The sequence below is a fragment of the Agreia sp. VKM Ac-1783 genome (genome assembly GCF_900177765.1).
Taxonomy (GTDB): domain Bacteria; phylum Actinomycetota; class Actinomycetes; order Actinomycetales; family Microbacteriaceae; genus Agreia.
Genome location: NZ_FXWI01000001.1, coordinates 682,921 through 703,356, shown reverse-complemented (window position 1 = coordinate 703,356; position 20,436 = coordinate 682,921). Strand labels below are relative to the sequence as shown.

Here is a 20,436-nt window from a genome sequence, read left to right as displayed (position 1 = left end):
GTGAAGATCGCCGTACTCGCGGGAGGTGTCGGCGGGGCCAAGTTCCTGCGGGGACTCCGCCATCATCTGTCCATCATTCATCCCGACGGCGAGGGTGGCCACACCGACGAGGTGAGCGCGATCGTCAACACCGGCGACGACGTCTGGCTCGCCGGTTTGAAGGTGTGCCCCGACCTCGACTCCATCATGTACTCGCTCGCCGGCGCGAACGACGAGGCGCGTGGCTGGGGCAGGGCTGGCGAATCCGAGCGTGTGAGCGCCGAGCTCACCGCTTTCGGCGTGGGGTGGCCCTGGTTCACCCTGGGTGACCTCGACCTCGGCACGCACATCGCCCGCTCGCACTTTCTGCGCGAGGGGCTTCGACTGACCGAGGCGACCGAGCGCATCCAGTCTCGGTGGCCGTCGATCGGCGTGCGGCTGCTGCCGGTGACCGACGCCGACGTGCCCACTTTCGTGTCGGTCACCGACGACGGCGTCGATACCGAGATCCACTTCGAGGAGTGGTGGGTGAAGCATCGCGCCAATCTGCCGACGCGGGGCTTCGTGCAGCGCGGCGTCGAGGAGGCGAACATCACGCCCGAGGCGCGTGCCGCCATCCTCGACGCAGACGTGGTGCTGATCGCACCGTCGAACCCGGTCGTCTCGATCGGCACGACCCTCGATATCCCCGGCGTTCGAGAGGCCATCGCCGCGACACGAGCACCCGTCGTCGGCGTCTCCCCCATCATCGATGGCTCCGCCGTCCGAGGCATGGCCGCCGCCTGCCTTACAGCGATCGGCGTCGGAGTCACCGCCGAGGCCGTCGGGCTGCACTACGGCGCGCGCACCAACGGCGGCATCCTCGACGCGTGGCTCGTCGACTCGACCGATGCCGGGGCCGTTCCTGCCCTGCACGGAGCGGGAATCCGCTCGCGACCCGTGCCGCTCTGGATGCACGACGACGAGGTCAGCGGAGTGCTCGCCGCTGCGGCCCTGAAGACGGCACGCGAGCTCGGAGTCTAGGAGAGCCCGAGGCGCCGATATCGAGTGAGCCTGGCCTCGAGACGTGGGCCAGAACTCTGCTCGTGGAGCTCCGCCAAAAAGTACTCGAGAGTCGACGAGACTCGCGCGCAGAATTTCGCGGGCTCGTCCGCGGCATCCGGCAGCTCGGGAACGACCCAGTCGACGATGCCGTCCGCGAGCAACGCGGCTGCGCCGATGCCCTGGGCCGCAGCCATCTGTGGCGCGTGGGTGATGTCGCGATGAACGATCGCGCTGGCTCCCTCGGGCGGAAGTGGCGAGAGCCACGCGTGCCGACCGGCGAGCGTGCGGTCGGCCGGCAGAAGAGCGAGGGCACCGCCGCCCGTTCCCTCGCCGAGGATCACAGAGATGGTCTGCCCGGGATGCATCACGAGTTCGGCCAGGCAACGCGCGATCTCGCCCGCCAGACCGCCCTCCTCGGCCTCGGTCGAGAGGGCGGCGCCCGGGGTGTCGATGACCGTGACCAGTGGAAGCCGCAGATCCGTCGCCAGCCGCATGCCTCGCCGCGCCTCGCGCAGCGCCGCCGGGCCGAGCGGCGTTCGAGCCCGCTGCGCCTGCCTGTCCTGCCCCATGACCACGCACGACCTCGACCCGAACTTCGCCAGAGCGAGCACCAGCCCGAGGTCGCGCTCGCCCTGACCGGTGCCGTTCAGGGGCACCACATGCCGAGCGCCGTGGTGCAGCAGCGCTCGGATGCCGGGACGCTCGATACGCCGCGACAGCAGGACCGAGTCCCACGTGTCGCCGTCCACGCCGTCCCAGCGCTCCGGCTCCGGCACTGAGGCAGACGCGGAGCGGTCGAGCACGGTGAGCACCCGCGCGACGAGTTCGGGCAGCTGCGCGGGGCTCGCGATCCCGTCGATGAGCCCGTTGCGGTAGAGGTTCTCCGAGGTCTGCACGCCCTCGGGAAAGGCCTCGCCGTAGATGGCCTCGTACACGCGAGGGCCGAGAAACCCGATCAGCGCGTTCGGCTCGGCGATCGTGACATTGCCGAGCGAACCCCACGAGGCGAACACCCCGCCCGTGGTGGGATGCCGCAGGTAGACGAGGTAGGGCAGACCCGCGGCCTTGTGTCGGGAGACGGCAGCCGAGATCTTCACCATCGACAGGAACGCGAGGGTTCCCTCCTGCATGCGGGTTCCGCCCGAGGCGGGGCCCGCGAGTATGGGCAGCCCTTCGAGTGTGGCGCGCTCGATGGCGAGAACGAGCCGCTCGGCGGCGGCCAACCCGATCGAGCCGCCGAGAAAGCCGAACTCGCACGCGACGATCGCGACCCGGCGTCCGCGGATCCGCCCTTCGCCGGTGAGGACCGACTCGTCGACGCCGGAGCGTTCCCGCGCCCGGGCCAGCTCGGCTCGATACGTCTCGTCGGGTGTCACATCGATCGGCGCCACGTCCCACGAGCGAAAACTGCCCGCATCCGTCAGAAGAGAGATCAGCGCGGTCGCGCTCGTGCGTGGTGCGGTCATCTCTGTGTGCCCTCCCCCAGCCATTCTCGAATAGACGCACCGTGCTCGTCGAGCAAAGGCGGCGGTCGGTGCCGGCGCTTGGTCGTCTCGCGCTCGCTCTGACCGTCGGTCGCGAAGAAGCGGATGGGTGGCCCGGGAAGCTCGATAGGTCCGAGCGTCGGATGATCGACCTCGAGCAGCAGCCCCTGCGAGATCGCCTGATCCCACCGATAGACCTCGTCGAGGCTGCGCACAGTGCCCGCGGGGATGCCTGCTTCTGCGAGCGCCGTCAGCAGCTCGGCCGCATCGAAACCCGCGAACGCCCGTTCGACCACCTCGATCGTGTGTCGACGGTGACGCACGCGTTGGGCGTTGTCCGCCAAGAGCGGGTCGGCGCTGTCGATACCGAACCGCTCGCAGAGACGGCGCCAGAGCGACTCGTTGCCGACGCTGATCTGCACGGCGCCGTCTGCGCATCCGAACAGCCCGTAGGGCGCGATCGACGGGTGGTGATTGCCCTGGGCCTCGGGAACCTCGTCGGCGACCGTCACCCGCGTGCCTTGAAAGGCGTGCACGCCGACGACGGCGGAGAGCAGGGAGGTGCGCACGACGGTGCCGACGCCGGTGACGGTGCGCTCCAGCAGCGCAGCGACGACCCCGTAGGCGCCGTACATTCCCGACAGCAGATCTGCGATCGGAACACCCACTCGCTGGGGATCGTCGGGGCCGGATCCGGTGATCGACATGAGGCCGGCTTCGCCCTGGACGATCTGGTCGTAGCCCGCGCGGCCCGCCTCGGGACCGTCGTGGCCGAACCCGGTGATCGAGAGGATGACCAGCCGGGGATTGATCTCGTGCAGCCGGGTCATCGAGAGGCCGAGCCTGTCCATCACCCCGGTGCGGAAGTTCTCGATCACCACGTCGGCGCGCTCGAGAAGCGCCGTGAGAATCTGGATGTCGGCCGCCGACTTCAGGTCGAGCGCGAGCGACTCCTTGTTGCGATTGCACGACAGAAAGTAGCTCGACTGCAGATCGGTCTCCGGTCCCACGAAGGGCGGACCCCAACGCCGGGTCTCGTCTCCCGAGCCCACAGCCTCGATCTTGACCACCCGCGCACCGAGATCGCCGAGCATCATGCCCGCGTGCGGACCGGCCAGCGCTCTGCTGAGGTCGACGACGAGGGTGCCCGCGAGAGCACCGGTCGATTCATCCTCCTCGTCCGCCACGTTCTCGAGAGTCATGAGGCACTCACCTCCGCCATCTCCAGCCAGAATCGGCGTAGGCCGGCAAGAGGGTCGCTCAGCAGCCTCGGCCGAGTGTTCAGCTCCATGGTCGACCGCGCATCCGGCTCGTACGGCGCCCACTCGGGCAGAGCTGCCGAAGTCGGCACACCCGTATCCGCGAAGCGCACCCAGATCGCGCTCATCCAGTCTGAGAGCTGCTGCGGCGGATGCTCACCGACGAGCGATACCGCCTCGATTCTGTGGAGCTGGCGAAAGACGAAAGGAACGTCGAGAACGTGACAGGCGCCGAGCCGACCGTCGAACAGAGGGGTCTCCCACGTGAACAGATACGCATACGTCTCGGCGGTGCTCGACGCGCGCGCGGCGAGAAGGCGGTTCGTCGGCTGACGGTAGAGCCTGTCGGTCAGGAGCGACTCGAGCACCTGCCGGTCGCGCGGTTCACGGCCGAGCTCGTCGGTGAGAACCGCCTCATAGTCGGCACGGTCCCCGGTCTCCGCCGAGAGCTCCTCGGCGAAGACCGCCGCGAGCTTCGATTCCGTCGCTTCAGCAGAGTCCCCATCGCCCGACATCGGTTCGGTGAAGAACGAGGTCTCGTTGCGGTTCGTGCCCACCAGCAGGGGCACGCCGCCGTTGACGCCGCGGGCCACGGCATCCAGGGGCAGTTCAGTCAGCACTCTGCCGTCGATCGTCGGTTGGAACGGCAGGGCGAGGCCGACGACGCCGCGGGCGAAGGAGTCGGCGAATCGCTGTTGGGCGACGAGCACCTCTTCCAGTGGCATGTCGAGGAGTCGCGACGCGGTCTGCTCGGTCATGCCCGCCGCATCGAGGAAGGCCGCCGTTATCGCCTCCGACTCCGGCAGACTGCGAGCGCGCTCGGCCGTTCCGCTCTGCACGATCGCGCGGTGGAAGAGGCCTTCCGCCCGGGGCGTGCCGAGCAGTGTCGCGACGGCTGCGCCGCCGGCCGATTCGCCGAAGACGGTCACGCACTGCGGATCGCCACCGAAGGCGGCGATGTTGTCGCGCACCCATTCGAGGGCCGCGATCTGATCGAGAACCCCGAGGTTGCCGGCATCGGCGTACTCCTCGCCGAGCAGGTGTCCCAGCTGCAAGTAGCCCAGCGCACCCAGCCTGTAGTTGATCGAGACCACGACGACGTCGAAGGTGGCAGCGAGCTCTGCTCCGTTGTTGAGGCCGCTCGAGTTGGAGCCGCCGATGTAGCCACCGCCGTGGATCCAGACCATGACAGGGCGCGCCCGGGCATCAGCCCGCGGAGTCCATACATTGAGATTGAGGCAGTCCTCCTCTGAGCTCAGCGGCTGAAAGTAGTCGTTCGCCGTCATGAACGGGTCAGGATTCTGCGGTGCAGCCGGCCCGAATTTCTTCGCTTCGAGCTCGCCGTCCCACGGCGCCACGGGCTGCGGAGGCCGGAAGCGCAACTCTCCGACGGGCGACGCGGCGAACGGGATACCGAGGTAGCACTGGACATCGGCGCGCTTGGTGAGCGACGTCGAACCCTGAACCACGCCCGACGCGAGAACCAGCCTCATCGAACGGTCTCTCGGGCCGCATCCGATACCTGCTGGGATGCGAGAAGAGCATGACGCTCGGAGCGGCGCGCCGCCTGCCGGGTCGGGTGGGGAACCGGAGCGGCCATCAGAAGTCGCTGGGTGTAGGGATGTTCGGGCGCACCCGTCACGGTGGCGGCGTCACCCGTCTCGACGATCTCGCCGCGATACATCACCGCGACGCGGTGGCTGATGTGCCGAACGACGCTCAGGTCGTGCGAGACGAAGAGGTACGCCACGCCGGTCTTCTCCTGGATGTCGATGAACAGGTCGAGCACCCGAGCCTGCGTCGACAGGTCGAGCGCCGAGACAGGCTCGTCGCAGACGACGAGACGAGGGCGCAGCGCGAGAGCCCTGGCGATCGCGACGCGCTGCCGTTGGCCGCCAGAGAACTCGCGCGGCAGACGATCCGCGGCATCCGACGGCAGGTTGACCAAGTCGAGGAGCTCGCGAATACGGTCTCGGGCTGCGACTCGAGCGATTCCCGACGTGAGAAGAGGTTCGGCGAGAATGTCGCCGATGGTCATCGCCGGGTTGAGCGATGTATACGGGTCTTGGAATACGACCTGGATGTCTGCGCTCAGTGCCCTCCGAGCCGCACGAGACAGGCGAGTGGTGTCTCGCCCGTCGAAGGTGATCGAGCCGCCCGTGATCGGTGCGAGCCCGAGCACCGCGCGGCCGATGGTCGTCTTGCCCGAGCCCGACTCGCCCACGAGGCCCATGGTCTCTCCGGGAAGGATGTCGAGCGAGACACCCTTGAGAGCCTTGAACGGCGCACGGCGCCACCCTTTGACAGGGAACTCGACCTCGAGCCCGCTGATGGTCAGAAGCGGCTGCTCCGCGACACTCGCGACGTCGGTCATCGTGCTGTTCCTCTCGATGAAACGGGTTGGGCGCTGCGCGCGGATCGCGGCTCGGTGTTCTCGAGAGTCGAGGAGAGCAGCATCCGGGTATAGGGGTTGTGCGGATCGTCGAACAGCTCGAGCGCGTCGGCCTGCTCGACCAGCCGCCCGGCCTGCATCACAGCCACTCGGTCGCAGATATCGGCCAAGACACCGAAGTTGTGCGTCACCATGATCATTCCCATGCTGCGCTCGCGCTGCAGTCCGCGCAGAAGGTCGAGAACCTCGGCCTGCACGGTCACATCGAGAGCGGTCGTGGGCTCGTCGGCGATCAGCAGTTCGGGATCGCAGGCGACGGCGCCGGCGATGAGCACCCGCTGCGCCATTCCGCCCGAGACCTCGTGCGGGTAGGCGTCGAATGTTCGACGAGGATCGGCGATGCCGACGCGATCGAGCAGTTCGAGGGCCTTGGCCTTCGCCGCGGGGCGGCTCAGTCCGAGGATCTGCCTCATCGGCTCCACGAGCTGGAATCCGAGGGTGAAGCTCGGATCGAGGTTCGACATGGGTTCTTGAGGGATGTACCCGAACTGACGACCTCTGAGCGCGGCGGCTCCGTGCGCCGCCCCGTCGGCCGATGCGATGGTGCGCCCGGCGAACGAGATGGATCCGCCGATAATCGCCCCCGTATCGGGCAGGAGGCCGAGGATCGAGAAGGCGGTCTGCGACTTACCCGAGCCTGACTCGCCGACCAGTCCGAGCACCTCGCCGCGATCGACGTGCAGAGAGACTCCGTCGACGACGATGGTCGTGCTTCCATCGGGCTGCGGATACCCGACCTGGAGATCGCGCACCACGAGTAGCGCGTCGTTCGGCTCGAGGTCCTCCTGACCTCCGTTTCGGGGCGAGACGACGGCCGCGGTCGCAGCCGTACTCAGGTCGAGGCGGCGCGTCGCGGTGTCCTCCACGCTCGACGGCTTGCGGCGTCGAACTCTCCTGACGGGTTCCGCGCCCTGCACGGTGTCGCGCAGCGCCGCGCCGAAGATCGCGAGCGATCCGACGGTGAGGCCGATGATCAGGCCTGGCCAGAGAATCATGGTGGGAGCGACGTAGATGTTCGAGAACGCCTCGCTCAGCATCTGACCCCAACTCGCGGTCGACGAGTCGCCCACACCGAGAAACTCGAGACCGGCCTGAAGCACGATGGCGATTCCCGCGATCATGGATGCCTGGATCACCAGGGGCGCGCGGATCACGCCGAGGACGTGGCGCGAGATGATCCGGTAGTCGCTGAGCCCCGAGACCTTGGCCGCATCGATGTAGAGCTCGCGGCGCACCGAGACGACGCCGGAGCGGGTCAGCCGGAAGACACCGGGCGAGAGAAGCGCTCCGAAGGTCACCATGACCCCGACCATGCCCGGGCCGATCACCGAGATCAGCGCGAGAACGACGATGAGTCCGGGCATCGCCATCAGGAGGCTCGCGAACCAGCTCGAGAGCGAATCGAACCAGCCCTGGAAGTATCCGGCGATCAGCCCCGTGGGGATTCCGATAGCCAGTGCGGTCGCGAGAGCGATGAGCGCGCCGATGAGACTCACCCGGGCGCCGAAGAAGAGACGGGCGAGAACGTCGCGCCCCGACGCATCCGCACCGAGCAGATGCTCGCCGAACGGCGGCGCCAAGGCGTCGTTGAGGTCGGCCCGGCCCGGATCCCAGCCGGTGATCTGGCCGGCGAATACGGCGCTCAGCACGACCAAGGCGAGGATGACGAGAGAGACGACCGCCATGGGATTCTTCAAGACGCGTCGGTACAGCTTTTGACGGCCCGTGGCGGCAACGGCGACGACCGCGCCTGCCGGAATCAATGCTTCACTCATGAGACACGCGCCTTTGGATTGAGCCACCCGGTCAGCAAGTCGATGACCAGGTTGACGATGACGACGAGAACGACCATGACGACGACCAACCCGAGAATCTGAGGCAGATCTCCCTGCAGCGTCGCGTTGACGGCCAGGCTGCCGATGCCCGGCAGCGCGAAGATCTTCTCGATGATGATGGCGCCGCCCAGCAGTCCGACGAACTGCAGAGACAGAACAGTGAGCGCAGGAGGTGCGGCGTTGCGCAGGACGTGCCTGAAGAGCAGGGAACGGTGGCTGATTCCCCGACTGCGGAGCGTGCGTACATAGTCCTGCCGCAGCACGTCGATGGTGGCGCCTCGCACCTGTTGCGCCGTTGAGGCGATGGTACCGACGACGAGAGCTCCCACCGGGAGGATCAGCCCGAGGAGCCAGCGAACGGGGTCGGTGGCGAAGGGAACGAACCCTGTGGCCGGGAGGATCTTCAGATTGACCGCGAACACGGTCACGAGGATCAGCGCCACCCAGAAGTTGGGCAGTGCGAAGCCGAGCACGGCGAACATCTGAACGAAGCGGTCGATCCAGCCTCGCTTCACAGCCGCCGTCACACCCAGAACGGCGCTCAGGAGCGCGGTCACCAGAATCGCCGTGACCACGACCGAGAGCGAGACGGGGAACTTGTTGGCGAGAGACGTCATCACGGGCTCATTGGTGAACCAGGATCTGCCGAAGTCGCCTGTGATCGCGGCGCCGAGCCAGTCGACGTAGCGCACCGCGAGAGGCTGATCGAGCCCGAGCTCGGCAGACTTCGCTGCGACCTGCTCGACGGTCGCCCCGTCGCCCAGGATGTTTCGGGCGGGGTCGCCGCCGGTCATGCTCATGAGCAGAAACGTCATGGTCGCGATCACGAACACGAGTACAACGGCCGCGCCGAGCCGGCGAAGCAGGAAAATCGCCATGGTCTCTCTTCTTCCTCGAAGGTGATGGGGGCGGGTGGCGTCGGATTCTCCGACGCCACCCGATGTGCTCAGCTGGCGGGCGCGTAGTTCCAGATGTACGGAACGACGTTCTGCGGCTGCATGGTGACCGAGGTCTTCGCGGAGCTCAGGTAGATGTTGTTCTGCACGTACCACGGGGCGAACCACGCCTTGTCGACGACGAACGCGCTCAGCTTCTGGAAGGCCGTGTCGGCGTCAGCACCGGAGGAGCTCTGCGCCGCAGCGATCAGGGAGTCGAGTTCCGGGTCCTGGTTCTTCATCATGTTCCAGGGAGCCGTCGGCGTGAGGAGCTTGATCGTGTCTTGCCACGAGTTGGACGAACCCCACGAGAAGACGAACACGGGGAACTCTCCGCTGATCAGGCGGGAGATCGTCTGGTCGGCGGATACGGGCTCAGTGGTGACTCGGATGCCGACGTCTTTCAGGGACTGCACCGTGATCGTGGTCACATCCGAGAATCCGGCGAGATCAGGGAGCACGAGGTCGAAGCCGTCGGCGTAGCCCGCCTCGGCGAGGAGCTTCTTGGCCTTCGCCGGATCGTACGGGTAGGCGTCGTCGAGAGATTTGTCGTACGCCTGGCTGCTCGGGTTGAAGATCTGCGTCGTCGACTCCCCCTCGCCCAGACGGATCGACTTGAGGATCGCGTCGCCGTCGATCGCGTAGTTCAGCGCCTGGCGCACTCGCTCGTCGGCCAGCGCGGGAACCTTGGCTCCCGCACGGTCGACGATGAAGAGCCCCTGCCAGTCGCCGAGCATCTTGCCGACGGTCAGGCCACTCGCCTGAGCCTCGGCCATGCTCTTCGCGTCGGCGCTCGCGGCGTCGATCTCGCCCGCCTTCAAGGCGTTGAGTCGAGCGGTGAGGTCTGAGAGCGGCTTGATGACGATGCTGTCGTAGGGGAACGCATCGACATTCCAGTAGTCGGCGTTGCGCTTGTAGGTGTACTGGCTTCCCGTCACCGTCGCCGCCGCGTCGAGTACGTAGGGGCCGCTACCCACCGGCGTGGTCTTGAGCGAACCGGTGGTCAGTTGTGCCGGCGACGCCATCATTCCTGAGACGAGCGCCAGGTTGCGCAGAAGCGCCGGGTCCGGAGCCTTGAGCACCAGCACCACCTCGGTCGGGCTGGTCACCTCGACGGAGGAGACCGACGCGAGCGTGATCGAATTCTGTCCGGTTCCGGTGGCGAAGTGGTCGAGGTTGGCCTTCACGGCGTCGGCGTTGAACGCCTCGCCGTCGGTGAATGTGACGTCGTCGCGCAGGGTCAGGGTGAGGCGCGTGTTGTCGTCGTTGTAGCTGAAAGCCGATGCGAGCCACGGTGTGATCTCGAGCTTCGAATCGATGTGCAGGAGGGAGTCGTAGACGGGCTGCATGTACTGCAGACGGTTTCCGAACTCGGCATCTGCCGTGTCCCACGACGTGGCATCCACGGTTGCGCCAAGAGTGAGCGTTCCCCCCGTGGCGGCGGCGGAATCGGTGGAGGCCGGGGATCCCGCGGAGCATCCGGCGAGCATAAGACTCGCTGCGACGACAAGCGCCCCGAGCCCGAGAATCGATCTCTTCATGTCTGTCTCTCTTCGTTGAGTGAAATGGCGCAAGGCGAAGACTGATCACCGCGTCCGGTGATTAACATACCGTGTACTCGGTCGGTAAATCAATCGAAAAAATGACCGCCCCTCAGGACGGCCTTTTCGCTCGAGATCAGGCGGCCGTGGCGCCGCCCGTCATCGACTGCACGAGGGCGCTCGCCACCAGGTCGAAGGCCGCCCCCATGTCGACCTGCGAGTTGTAGATCCACTGCAGCTGGATGCCGTCCATCAAGGCGATCAGCGCCGAGGCCAGCACCTCGAGATCGGCGTCGGCACGGATCTCTCCCCGCTGGATGCCGATAGACAACGCGCCGACCAACCTGTTGCGCAGCCGGTCATAGCGCGCCTTCATGTAGTCGTGACCCGGGTGGTCGACCGACGTACTCTCTGCGACGAGGACGGCGAAAAGCCTGACAGACACTCGGTTCTCGGAGTTCTGCACGATCAACTCGCGCAGGCCGGTGATGACGTCGACGCCACCCATGCTGAGCGGCCCGATCAGCAGAGCATCGTCGTCACGGTTGTGCTGCTCGAGCACCGCGACCAGGAGTTCGTCTTTCGAATTGAAGTGATGAAGCAGCCCCGATTGGGTCACTCCGGCGCGCTCGGCGATGTTCGCCAGCGACGCGCCTCGGTATCCGGATTCCGCGAACAACTGCTCGGCCGCAGCGAGGATGGCGTTCTTGGTCTGCTCACCCTTGACGTTGTTCTGGCCCAGTTTTGCGCCCATGAGTCGACTCCGCTCTGATTCTTCGACGGGCTCAGCCTATATGCCGACCGACCACAAGGTCGGGTACTTGACAGGCGGCTATTCCGTTCCGGGCCTCTTGAACGCGGAGTGATCGAGCGCGCGCTGACGCTGTCTGAATCTCGGCTGCTCGGAGGTCACAGAGGCTTCCTCCGGCGCAACACCCGTAGGGGATGCAGCCCGGGGGATCTCTCCTGTCGCGGTCGTCGCGGTCGTCGCCGAGGTCGAGGACGCCTCCGCGAGGCGAGCCTCACGGGCTGACGCAGCCGCTCGCCGGGCGACGACGAGAAGTGCCGCGCGAAAAGCCAGCGCCGCCACCAGAGAGAACAGGCCCGCGGTGACAGCGACAGGCGCGAGCGAGAAGATCATCTGAGTCGCCACGAATCCATCTGAATAGGGCCCTCCACCCGTACCGAGGCGACTGACTGACCAGGCGAGTGCCGCCCCGCCGCCAACAGTGAGGACGACGGCCAGGGCCCAGAGCGCGATCTCGAATGGGTTCACACGGGTTGGGTGATTCATATGCCCACTCTTCCATGCGCCGAGCGCACAGCAGGCCACGCCCTGAGGGCGAGCACGACCACGATGGCGATGAGGCCGGCCGTCATCACCGACGGCGCCAGCGTTAGAACGGTGTGCACCTGAACGTAGTCGTAGCGCTCCGTGCAGTTACCGGCCGCGTCGCAGTAGTAGCCGCCGTTCGCGAGCGACTGGGTGCCGTTGGCCCACTCGGCACCCCAGATCGCAGACGTGACGGCAACAACACCGAACACCCACAACGCGATCTCGAACGGGTTGATTCGACGTCCTGGTCCATCTTCGGGAGGCTCCATTCCTCGACCCTGCCAGGTGCACCCGGGCGACGGAAGCCATTGCGCTAGTGCCCGAGTACCGCTCGTGCTCGAGGCCCCAGGCCCAGTGCGCGGGCAGCCGCGAGGTCGTCGGCCGTGTCGATGTCGAGGCGCATCCGGTCGCCCCTGGCGATGTCGAGCTCGAGGTGCCCCGCTTCGCGATGCCGACGCGCAGACCCCAGCCCGAACCGCGGCACGAGCTCTCGCGGAGACAGGGCGGTGAGCATCGTCGTCCCCGTTCCGTCTTTGTCGGTGAGCATGCCGAGTGGCACCGCCGACGCCAGCTCGAGCGCAGCGGTCACATCTCGGGGCCTGATCGATGCCAGATCACTCATCAGGGCAGCGACAGGGCGGCCCGGGTTGAGTTCCATGGCAGCCCGGATGCCGCGGGTGAAGGCCGCATTGAGGCCCGTCCCCGGGTCGCGGCGAACGAGCGCACCCAACGCTTCGAAGCGCTCGGAGACCTCGGTGCTCGTCACCACGATGACCCGCACGACAGGCATGGCCGTGCGCACAGCATCCACCGCGTCGAGCGCGAGGGCCAATGCGAACTCGGCGCGACGCGCTTCCGGGATCTCTGACTCGGCGAGCCCGCCGAGCAGCCGACTCTTCGCCCCCGCCGTGCCCTTGACGGGCATCACGACGACCCACTCCCCCGTGGCGCTCATCGCGCACTCCGACTCGAGCGCGCACGGAGCCGAACGCGCGAAGGCCGGGCGGCCGCGCGATGGCCGCGTCGCGCATCCGCCAACCCTCGGCCGTAGCCCTCGGCGAAGCCCTGGGCAAGCGCCTCGTCAGTGCCGAGCCGGAACATGTCGCCCTCCGGCCGTCGCACCAGTGCGCGAGCGGGAGTATCGAGCGTCTCGACCACGAGGCGGGGCAGCCCGCGCACGAGAGCCACCGGCATGCCCGTCGCCTTGCCTTTGACCAGATCGGTGGCCGACGCGAGCTCGTCGCCGGTTGCCGCCTGGGTCACCGACAGCGTCTGTCCGAACGTGTCGGTGCTGCCTCTCAGATCGTCGATGACGATCACGCCCGCAGCCCCGATCGCCGCATCGACCTGGCCCTCGCGCCACGCGCGGCCGAGGGTGTCAGAGATCACGATGCCCACGAGCGCACCGGATGCCTGACGCAGGGCCGAGCACAGGGCTCGCGCCGAGGCATCCGGGTCTTCGGGAAGCAGAAGGACGGTGCCGTCGGGCGTGTTGCTCGCGTCGACCCCCGCCGCAGCCTGCACAAGCCCCTGTCGGTTCTCGACGATGCGGGTGACCCCTCCCGGGTGCGCACGCGACGCGACGAGGCGAACCGTCTCGCGGGTGATCGCGTCTTCACGGTCGGTCGCTGCGATGACCCGTCCCTCTGCCTTGGAGACGATCTTCGACGTGACCACGAGAATGTCACCGTCTTCGAGGGTCAGCTCCTGCGCGGCGAGAGCGGCCTCGATGAGCGTCGCCAGGTCGTCTCCGGGAGAGACCTCGGGAATGCCCTCGATGCCGATCAGCCGGATCTCCGCGGCGTGGGATCGGGACACTAGCGGTGCAGCTTCGGCAGCACGTCGCGACCGAAGACCTCGATCCACTCCTTCTGGTTGCGGCCGACGTTGTGCAGGTAGACGCGGTCGAAGCCCAGGTCGATGAAGCTCTGGATGTAGGCGCGGTGCACGTCGGGATCGCTCGAGATCACCAGGCGGCCCTCGAAGTCTTCGGGGCGCACGAGTTTGGCCATCTGCTCCAACTCGAACGGTGAACGGATGTCGCCCTTGGGGAATTTCATGCCACCGTTCGGCCACTCGGTCATGGCGTTGACGAGAGCGATCTCGTCGGTCTCTGCCCACGACATGTGCAGCTGGAGCACGCGCGGCATCGTCGACGGATCTTTGCCCGCCTCGCGCGCGCCCTCTTCGAACTTGGCGAAGAGACCCTCGATCTTGGCCAGAGGGGCTCCGACCGTGATGAGCCCGTCGACGTGGCGACCCGCCCGCTTCGCGGTGACAGGGCCTGCCGTGGCGACGAGGATCTCGGGAGCCACGGGAGGCATCGTCCACAGGCGGGTCGACTCGAGCTTGTAGAACTGCCCCGAGTGCTTCACATCTTTTCCGGCGATCGATGCCGTGAAGAGCTTGTTGATGATCTCGATGGCCTCGAACATGCGGTTGATGCGCTCGGGCGCCTCAGGCCAGTAGCCGCCCACGATGTGCTCGTTCAGGGCCTCACCCGAGCCGAGTCCGAGCCAGTGCCGGCCCGGGTACATGGCACCGAGGGTTGCGGATGCTTGGGCCACCATCGCGGGATGCCAGCGGAACGTCGGGGCCGTGACGCCCGGCCCGAAGTCGCCGGTGGTGCGCTCGCCCAGGGCCGCGAGAACCTCCCAGACGAATGCGCTCTGGCCCTGCTGAGGAACCCAGGGTTGGAAATGATCCGCAGCCATCACGCCCGTGAAGCCGTGCTGTTCGGCGAGTGCCGACAGAGCGACGGCCTCGGTGGGGTGGAACTGCTCGAGCATGGCGGCATAGCCGATGGAGAGATCAGACATGCTTCCATCCTCCCACTCGCGTGTGAAGATCAGGTTTCGAAGATGAGCCCTATTGACTGTTGAGCGCTATTGACTGTTCAGGAAGGCAGCCACGGCGGCCGGCACATACGGCGCCACGTCTCCGCCCAGCGACGACACCTGCCGCACGAGAGAACTCGAGACGTGCGCGTGCGCGGGGTCGGGAAGCAGGAACACCGTCTCGACGCCGGCCAGGTTGCGATTCACGATGGCCATCGGCGTCTCGTAGGCCACGTCGACCTGGGATCGGATTCCCTTGACGAGCGCTCGCGCTCCGACATCGGTGCAGTAGTCGACGAGCAGGCCAACGCTCCACGAGTTGACGACGATGTTCGACGGCAGACCCTCATCGAGAATGGCCTGCTCGATCAGGCGCACCCGCTGCGAGATGGGCAGGAGCGCGGTCTTCGCGGGATTGTGCACCACCAGAACGTGCACCTCGTCGAAGAGGCCCGCGGCTCGCGAGATGACATCGAGATGCCCGAGGGTGACGGGGTCGAAAGACCCGGGGACGACGGCGACACTGCTCATTGTTCGACCCTATCGTTCGATCACTGTGCCGTCAGTGACCTGCCACTGGCGGTTGAGACGCACTGTCTCGAGCATGCGGCGGTCGTGCGTGACCAGCAGGAGCGTGCCGTCGTACGACTCGATGGCCTGTTCGAGTTGTTCGATCGCCACGAGATCGAGGTGGTTCGTGGGCTCGTCGAGAACAAGCAGGTTGACGCCCGTGGCCTGCAGCAGCGCGAGCCCGGCCCGCGTGCGTTCGCCCGGTGAGAGCTCGTCGACCGGGCGCGAGACGTGGTCGGCCTTCAATCCGAACTTCGCCAGCAGGGTGCGGATCTCGGCGACCGGCCACTCGGGCACCTGCGCTTCGAAACTCGACGCCAGAGTGGCCGAGCCCGCAAGCACGGCCCTGGCCTGGTCGATCTCGCCGATCGCCACGCTCGCGCCGAGGCTCGCCATGCCCTCGTCGGGAACCGTGCGCCCCAGCAGGAGCCGAAGCAGAGTGGACTTACCGGCGCCATTCGGCCCTGTGATGCCGATGCGATCACCCGCGTCGACCTGCAGAGAGACGGGCCCGAGCGTGAAGTCACCCTGGCGCACGACAGCCGCCGAGAGCGTGGACACGACCGAACTCGACCGGGGCGCCGACCCGATGGTGAACTGAAGCTGCCACTCCTTGCGCGGCTCCTCGACCTCGTCGAGGCGGGCGATGCGGCTCTCCATCTGGCGGACCTTCTGGGCCTGCTTCTCGCTCGACTCCACCGAGGCCTTGCGCCGGATCTTGTCGTTGTCGGGCGACTTCTTCATGGCGTTGCGCACGCCCTGACTCGACCACTCGCGCTGGGTGCGGGCTCTGCCCACAAGGTCGGCCTTCTTCTCGGCGAACTCGTCGTACTCTTCGCGGGCGTGCCGCTTCGCCGTTTCGCGCTCCTCGAGGAACGAGTCGTAGCCTCCGCCGTACACACGATTCGTGCCCTGAGCGAGGTCGAGCTCGACCACGCGGGTGACGCTCGACGCCAGAAAAGCCCGGTCGTGGCTCACGAGCACGACTCCCCCTCGCAGACCCCGGATGAAATTCTCGAGCCGCTCCAGCCCGTCCAGGTCGAGGTCGTTGGTCGGCTCGTCGAGCAGCACGACGTCGAAGCGCGAGAGCAACAGGGCGGCGAGGCCGACCCGCGCGGCCTGACCTCCCGAGAGGGACGTCATCAGCGCGTCGGACGACAGAGCAAGCCCGAGCTCGGCCAGAACGACGGGCAGGCGGTCGTCGAGATCGGCGGCTCCGCTGACCAGCCAGCGTTCCAGCGCGGCTGAATAGACGTCGGCCGGATCGGGTTCGCCCGGTGCGACGCCCGCGGTATCTCCGAGAGCCGCGGCCGCGGCATCCATCTCGCTCGTCGCAACCGTCGTGCCGGTGCGCCGCCCGACGTATTCGGCGACCGTCTCGCCAGCGACCCGCTCGTGCTCTTGCGGTAGCCAGCCCACGAAGGCGTCGCCGGGCGCGAGCGTGACCGTGCCCTCGAGCGGCGCGTCGAGCCCTGCGAGGATGCGCAGCAGCGTGGACTTGCCGGCGCCGTTGGCGCCCACAACGCCCACGATGTCGCCGGGCGCGACGGTGAGGTCGAGAGAAGAGAAGAGTGTGCGGTGGCCGTGGCCGCCGGCCAGGCCCTTGGCCACGAGTGTTGCGGTCATGACTCCATGGTGTCAGGAGCGCGGGCCGCAGGCGAGTTGGGCGGTCAGCGAGAGCCTTCGCTAAGGGAGGTGGTTTCAGCCGGCGATACGCGTCTTACGAACTCAATGCGCACGTGTTGCATCTCGTCACGAGGGATCACGGCCGTGAGCACAGAGCCTGGGGCGAGTTCTACCCCGATTGCGTACACGAACGGATCGGTATCGATCTCGATCGCTGGCATCGGAATGCCGTCGACGATCGCAGTGGCCCGCGGGTTGACTGCGCGTTCTGTGAGTCGCGCCGCGAAGCGGTCGGTATGGATGTCTCCGAGGCCCAGCTCTGCGCGGAATCGATTTATCAGGATGTAGTTGGCATGCTCGACGAGAAGATATGACGGTGTTGAGAAGTCGGTAGGGTCGCGATGCCACGAGGTTCGCACCGCTTCCCACAGCATCGGGTAACGCATCCGAGCTACCTGCTCGATGAGCCACGCGGGCCGAGGGTGCGGTGCCGGTTCGTCGAGGGCCCGGCGTGTCGATTCGTCGAGTTCGGCGAGGTTCACGGGGTCGGAATGATCGAGCGGATTGCGCCAGAGCGTGTAGTTGATGCTCACCGACATCTGCGACATTCCGCTGTCGCCGCTGGAGGTCGCGGTGCTCTCCATGTGGATGTCGTCGAGAGACGGTTGCGGCACGAGTCCCAGCACCGGAACCGGCATGAGCTTGACTTTCTCGGCTTGCGCAAGACGAGGGTCGGGTGCATCCTCCGGGAGGAATCCGGTAAAGCGCATCGGTGCGGATCCCCTTTTCGTCACTCATTCGGCTCTGGACTATCAGCCGGCTCTCTCGACGCTAAGTGACGACTGGAGATTAAGCGACCTGTAGCTCACGCGATGCCGCGGACTCAGATGTCACCTACCTCCGCCGAAGAGCCCACCACGGATTCGGCCAGAGCGAGTGCCGGCGCGCTTATCCTGAACGGGTGGCCCCGCACAGCGTTCCCAGTCGATGGTTGCTCGCGCTCTCGATCATCGGCGTGATTGGATTCGCTCCCAGCGCGCTTTACCTCCTGCTTCTGCCTCTGAACGGTGGGGACTCAGCCGAGACGGCAGTCTTCTTGACGATCGTGCAGATCGGATTCGGTCTCGCCCTCGCGGTGGGTTCCGTCATCATCATTCGCCGCAACAGGAGTGCCAGTCTGGCGTCGTCAATGCCTGTGGTCTCGCTCGTGCTCAGTTCGCTGCTGGCCATGGCGACGCTTGTGATAGTGCTGCCGGAAGCGCTGAAGCGGGTGTAGTCGCGGGCCTCTGCCCTACGCCACACCGATATCTAGGCCCAGCTACCGTCAAAGTGTTGCCCTGACCAGTCGAGTTCGCCACGGGGATACGACACATCTCATGTGCGACTTTCCGGCGACTCGAGCAAGCACGGTCTCGTATCCCCTGGGTTATGAGCCAGATAGATTACGAGACACACGGACTTCCGGGGGGTGCCCAGCAGGTGCCCGTTAGCCGATCGGTTATCGAGCTCCGATGGGATGATCGAGTGTGGTTACCGCGAGTCATGAGCCGTCAGGCTATCGGTGTCCGTTCTGTGCGCTTCTCCGTGGCGAGTTCGATGAGTGGAACCTGGCTTCGGACGTGGTAGCGGTCACTGACCGAGCGATCGTCCGCATCGCCCCCAATTGGTGGCCGCACAATCCCGGCGCCGCGCTGATCATCCCTCGCGTGCACGTAGAAAATCTTTACGACCGCGGCCGAAGACAGCCGAGCCGTCTGGGAGCTCACTCAGCAGACCGCCATTGGGCTCCGGGCCGCCTACGGGTGCGAAGGAACCTCAGTCCGGCAGCACAACGAACCGGCTGACGGCCAGGATGTGTGGCACCTGCACGTGCACGTGTTTCCTCGCTGGAGCGGGGATGAGCTGTATCGCCGGGACGCCGAAGCGTCATGGGTCTGCGCAGAAAAGCGAGCGCGCTACGCCTCGAAACTGCGAGCACAGCTAGGCCTCCCCTTCACAATCGACTCGCAGCCTCCCGCCCTGTAGCCGAGTGCTCGGCGGGCGGAGAGCTCTAAGTGTGGACTTGATCGGTAAGTGGCGGTGTGCTGCGGTCCCTAGGTGGCGGGGTGAAAGTCAGAACTGTCTTGGATCCCATGGGTTTCGAGACACTTTGGTTACGAAACACTCGAAGGGGGTCGCGCTGGCGAAGTGACTACCAATTGTCACCGATCCTTGCAGCAGCCCACGGCGTCAAAGACTCTGTGTCCTAGACACCGTCGGACTTAGATCGGGTAGTCCTTCAGTCCTGACATCGGATCGACCCAGCCGCGGTTTCGTGGATGGCTCGCCAGCCAGTCACGGATGTTGATCAACACTTCGTCGATGTCGTGCATAAGCTGCTTTTGCTTGTGCACGAATGTCCGGTCGGTGACGTTTGTCCTTAAGGCGTGCGCGGGCTTCTGGCGAGCCTTCCGAACCTCTTTCAGCGGCGCCAGCGCCCACTTGGCCATGTCCGGTTCGACGCCATTTATCGTCATGAACAGCTCGAGTCGTGCCAGTGTACCCAGCTGTTGCCCGGCGGCATTCTTTTTCACCACGCTGGCCTTGTCGAGAGCGGACGCGTCGATATTGTCGGACAAAAGCTTGTCGAGTGAGTGGATGAAGTGGTCCCACTCGCGCTGGTCGGCGCGGAGAATCCAGCCGAAGTCATCTGGCGCCGTATGAGTCTTGAACAGCCTCACACCCCATACGTTCTCGAACAGGTCCCCGATGTTTTCCAGTTCCTGCGTGAATCGCTGGAACGGGCCGATGCCGTCGGGCCAGTTGCCCATCTGCGATGCGAACCAGACCGGATGTGGGTCGACTCCGCTGGAGGCGACCTGATAGCTTGACCATCGTTGCTGGTGCTCGGGGGTGAGATCGTCTAAGTCGCCGTAAAACGCTGCGACGCGGCGCAAGATCACCGACTCGGGGTCATTCGGGGAGTGCATGCTCATGTCGTAGGCGAACCCGAGGTGGATGAGCGAGACGCTGTCCTTTCCCAAATGGTCGTCTTGGTCGTGTGCGTCGTCGGTCAACCAGAAGTTGATGCCGAAGTCGCTCATGCGAAACTCGAATCGGGCGTCGTTGCGGTAGCCCTCGAGCACATCGGGGCTGAAGAAAGCGACTTCCAGTGTCGAGCGGCCGCGCGCCATCGCCCTCGAGAAGGGGGCGTCGTCATACCGCGCAGGCAGCTTCACGCTCTCCATTGCCTTCGCCATGGGGTACAGTGCCACGCCATAGTCGTCGGTCGACAGATCGCACAGTTCCTTGATCTGCAGCTCCGGGGTCCTACGGGAGGGCCAAGGGCGGATATGGATGTTCATATAGTCGGCCGGACCCACAACCTGGACGAGGCCAGCTTCGACCAGTTCGACTGCGGCCTGTATCACCTCCGCCGACGTGCTGCTGGCGCGGATATGCAGGCCGTTGAAGTCGCGCGACTTCAGATAACGCTGCTTTATAGACTTCAGCAGGTCGCGCGCGGCCGGGCTGAGATTGGGCTTGTTCGCCATGTCGA

Annotated in this window: 20 protein-coding genes; 3 read left to right on the top strand and 17 right to left on the bottom strand. The window is 66.1% G+C overall.

All coding sequences use genetic code 11. The features are described from left to right. Positions 1-1,002: a 2-phospho-L-lactate transferase gene (gene cofD / locus CCK87_RS03305; RefSeq protein ID WP_086460044.1), complete on the top strand. Its 1,002-nt coding sequence runs from the start codon at positions 1-3 to the stop codon at positions 1,000-1,002. On the opposite strand, the gene CCK87_RS03300 is transcribed toward cofD, so the two are convergent. The 16 genes from CCK87_RS03300 to CCK87_RS03225 all read right to left on the bottom strand — a co-directional run bounded on the left by CCK87_RS03300 (position 999) and on the right by CCK87_RS03225 (position 17,668). Beyond that, entirely contained in the window at positions 999-2,489 is a 1,491-nt protein-coding gene (locus CCK87_RS03300) for a carboxyl transferase domain-containing protein (RefSeq protein WP_086460043.1), read from the bottom strand. The genes cofD and CCK87_RS03300 overlap by 4 nt on opposite strands. Next, a complete protein-coding gene (locus tag CCK87_RS03295; RefSeq protein WP_086460042.1) occupies positions 2,486-3,709 on the bottom strand; it encodes a CoA transferase in 1,224 nt (407 codons plus the stop codon). Before CCK87_RS03295 ends, CCK87_RS03300 begins: the two co-directional genes overlap by 4 nt. After that, on the bottom strand, positions 3,706-5,259 hold the full coding sequence (locus CCK87_RS03290; RefSeq protein WP_086460041.1) for a carboxylesterase/lipase family protein: 1,554 nt from the start codon (positions 5,257-5,259) through the stop codon (positions 3,706-3,708). Before CCK87_RS03290 ends, CCK87_RS03295 begins: the two co-directional genes overlap by 4 nt. Next, positions 5,256-6,140, bottom strand: coding sequence for an ATP-binding cassette domain-containing protein (locus tag CCK87_RS03285; RefSeq protein ID WP_086460040.1), 885 nt, complete (start codon positions 6,138-6,140; stop codon positions 5,256-5,258). Before CCK87_RS03285 ends, CCK87_RS03290 begins: the two co-directional genes overlap by 4 nt. Further along, positions 6,137-7,993 (bottom strand): dipeptide/oligopeptide/nickel ABC transporter permease/ATP-binding protein, encoded by a 1,857-nt coding sequence (locus CCK87_RS03280; RefSeq protein ID WP_086460039.1) that lies wholly within the window; start codon positions 7,991-7,993, stop codon positions 6,137-6,139. Before CCK87_RS03280 ends, CCK87_RS03285 begins: the two co-directional genes overlap by 4 nt. Then, positions 7,990-8,931 carry an ABC transporter permease gene (locus tag CCK87_RS03275; RefSeq protein WP_086460038.1) on the bottom strand — a complete coding sequence of 314 codons (942 nt, stop codon included), beginning with the start codon at positions 8,929-8,931 and terminating at the stop codon, positions 7,990-7,992. Before CCK87_RS03275 ends, CCK87_RS03280 begins: the two co-directional genes overlap by 4 nt. Before the next feature lie 68 nt (positions 8,932-8,999). After that, positions 9,000-10,529 (bottom strand): ABC transporter substrate-binding protein, encoded by a 1,530-nt coding sequence (locus CCK87_RS03270; protein ID WP_086460037.1) that lies wholly within the window; start codon positions 10,527-10,529, stop codon positions 9,000-9,002. Between the two features lie 136 nt (positions 10,530-10,665). Then, positions 10,666-11,283 (bottom strand): TetR/AcrR family transcriptional regulator, encoded by a 618-nt coding sequence (locus CCK87_RS03265; protein WP_086460036.1) that lies wholly within the window; start codon positions 11,281-11,283, stop codon positions 10,666-10,668. 78 nt (positions 11,284-11,361) lie between these two features. Next, on the bottom strand, positions 11,362-11,823 hold the full coding sequence (locus CCK87_RS03260; protein WP_140162757.1) for a hypothetical protein: 462 nt from the start codon (positions 11,821-11,823) through the stop codon (positions 11,362-11,364). Continuing rightward, positions 11,820-12,134 (bottom strand): hypothetical protein, encoded by a 315-nt coding sequence (locus tag CCK87_RS03255; RefSeq protein ID WP_086460034.1) that lies wholly within the window; start codon positions 12,132-12,134, stop codon positions 11,820-11,822. Before CCK87_RS03255 ends, CCK87_RS03260 begins: the two co-directional genes overlap by 4 nt. 44 nt (positions 12,135-12,178) lie before the next feature. Then, positions 12,179-12,820, bottom strand: coding sequence for a 2-phospho-L-lactate guanylyltransferase (gene cofC / locus CCK87_RS03250; RefSeq protein ID WP_086460033.1), 642 nt, complete (start codon positions 12,818-12,820; stop codon positions 12,179-12,181). Next, positions 12,817-13,683 carry a coenzyme F420-0:L-glutamate ligase gene (locus tag CCK87_RS03245; RefSeq protein WP_086460032.1) on the bottom strand — a complete coding sequence of 289 codons (867 nt, stop codon included), beginning with the start codon at positions 13,681-13,683 and terminating at the stop codon, positions 12,817-12,819. The genes cofC and CCK87_RS03245 overlap by 4 nt, the downstream gene beginning before the upstream one ends. Next, positions 13,683-14,684, bottom strand: a complete 1,002-nt coding sequence (locus CCK87_RS03240) for a TIGR03557 family F420-dependent LLM class oxidoreductase (protein ID WP_044442178.1) — start codon at positions 14,682-14,684, stop codon at positions 13,683-13,685. Before CCK87_RS03240 ends, CCK87_RS03245 begins: the two co-directional genes overlap by 1 nt. Positions 14,685-14,750: 66 nt before the next feature. After that, positions 14,751-15,233, bottom strand: coding sequence for a pantetheine-phosphate adenylyltransferase (coaD, locus tag CCK87_RS03235; RefSeq protein WP_086460031.1), 483 nt, complete (start codon positions 15,231-15,233; stop codon positions 14,751-14,753). A gap of 9 nt (positions 15,234-15,242) precedes the next feature. Then, the gene (locus tag CCK87_RS03230) at positions 15,243-16,898 is read right to left on the bottom strand and encodes an ABC-F family ATP-binding cassette domain-containing protein (protein WP_086460030.1); all 1,656 of its coding nucleotides are present in this window, start codon (positions 16,896-16,898) and stop codon (positions 15,243-15,245) included. Positions 16,899-16,942: 44 nt separating this feature from the next. Next, positions 16,943-17,668 carry a hypothetical protein gene (locus CCK87_RS03225; protein WP_086460029.1) on the bottom strand — a complete coding sequence of 242 codons (726 nt, stop codon included), beginning with the start codon at positions 17,666-17,668 and terminating at the stop codon, positions 16,943-16,945. Positions 17,669-17,859: 191 nt separating this feature from the next. Here CCK87_RS03225 and CCK87_RS03220 point away from each other — a divergent pair, with 191 nt between their 5' ends. Both CCK87_RS03220 and CCK87_RS18525 read left to right on the top strand, forming a co-directional pair. After that, on the top strand, positions 17,860-18,174 hold the full coding sequence (locus CCK87_RS03220) for a hypothetical protein (protein ID WP_140162756.1): 315 nt from the start codon (positions 17,860-17,862) through the stop codon (positions 18,172-18,174). Positions 18,175-18,617: 443 nt separating this feature from the next. Beyond that, positions 18,618-18,923 carry an HIT domain-containing protein gene (locus CCK87_RS18525; protein ID WP_349289984.1) on the top strand — a complete coding sequence of 102 codons (306 nt, stop codon included), beginning with the start codon at positions 18,618-18,620 and terminating at the stop codon, positions 18,921-18,923. Positions 18,924-19,159: 236 nt separating this feature from the next. Here CCK87_RS18525 and CCK87_RS03210 read toward each other — a convergent pair whose 3' ends face one another. After that, on the bottom strand, positions 19,160-20,431 hold the full coding sequence (locus CCK87_RS03210; RefSeq protein WP_086460027.1) for a hypothetical protein: 1,272 nt from the start codon (positions 20,429-20,431) through the stop codon (positions 19,160-19,162). Positions 20,432-20,436 lie beyond the last annotated feature (5 nt).

Bases quoted from the DNA above. Each gene is read 5' to 3' on its own strand.
- CCK87_RS03225 (WP_086460029.1), bottom strand. From the start codon at position 17,668: ATGCGCTTTACCGGATTCCTCCCGGAGGATGCACCCGACCCTCGTCTT.
- CCK87_RS03270 (WP_086460037.1), bottom strand. From the start codon at position 10,529: ATGAAGAGATCGATTCTCGGGCTCGGGGCGCTTGTCGTCGCAGCGAGT.
- CCK87_RS03275 (WP_086460038.1), bottom strand. From the start codon at position 8,931: ATGGCGATTTTCCTGCTTCGCCGGCTCGGCGCGGCCGTTGTACTCGTG.
- CCK87_RS03240 (WP_044442178.1), bottom strand. From the start codon at position 14,684: ATGTCTGATCTCTCCATCGGCTATGCCGCCATGCTCGAGCAGTTCCAC.
- CCK87_RS03285 (WP_086460040.1), bottom strand. From the start codon at position 6,140: ATGACCGACGTCGCGAGTGTCGCGGAGCAGCCGCTTCTGACCATCAGC.
- CCK87_RS03260 (WP_140162757.1), bottom strand. From the start codon at position 11,823: ATGAATCACCCAACCCGTGTGAACCCATTCGAGATCGCGCTCTGGGCC.
- CCK87_RS03280 (WP_086460039.1), bottom strand. From the start codon at position 7,993: ATGAGTGAAGCATTGATTCCGGCAGGCGCGGTCGTCGCCGTTGCCGCC.
- cofC (WP_086460033.1), bottom strand. From the start codon at position 12,820: ATGAGCGCCACGGGGGAGTGGGTCGTCGTGATGCCCGTCAAGGGCACG.
- CCK87_RS03210 (WP_086460027.1), bottom strand. From the start codon at position 20,431: ATGGCGAACAAGCCCAATCTCAGCCCGGCCGCGCGCGACCTGCTGAAG.
- CCK87_RS03300 (WP_086460043.1), bottom strand. From the start codon at position 2,489: ATGACCGCACCACGCACGAGCGCGACCGCGCTGATCTCTCTTCTGACG.
- CCK87_RS03295 (WP_086460042.1), bottom strand. From the start codon at position 3,709: ATGACTCTCGAGAACGTGGCGGACGAGGAGGATGAATCGACCGGTGCT.
- CCK87_RS03255 (WP_086460034.1), bottom strand. From the start codon at position 12,134: ATGGAGCCTCCCGAAGATGGACCAGGACGTCGAATCAACCCGTTCGAG.
- CCK87_RS03265 (WP_086460036.1), bottom strand. From the start codon at position 11,283: ATGGGCGCAAAACTGGGCCAGAACAACGTCAAGGGTGAGCAGACCAAG.
- CCK87_RS03230 (WP_086460030.1), bottom strand. From the start codon at position 16,898: ATGACCGCAACACTCGTGGCCAAGGGCCTGGCCGGCGGCCACGGCCAC.
- coaD (WP_086460031.1), bottom strand. From the start codon at position 15,233: ATGAGCAGTGTCGCCGTCGTCCCCGGGTCTTTCGACCCCGTCACCCTC.
- CCK87_RS03290 (WP_086460041.1), bottom strand. From the start codon at position 5,259: ATGAGGCTGGTTCTCGCGTCGGGCGTGGTTCAGGGTTCGACGTCGCTC.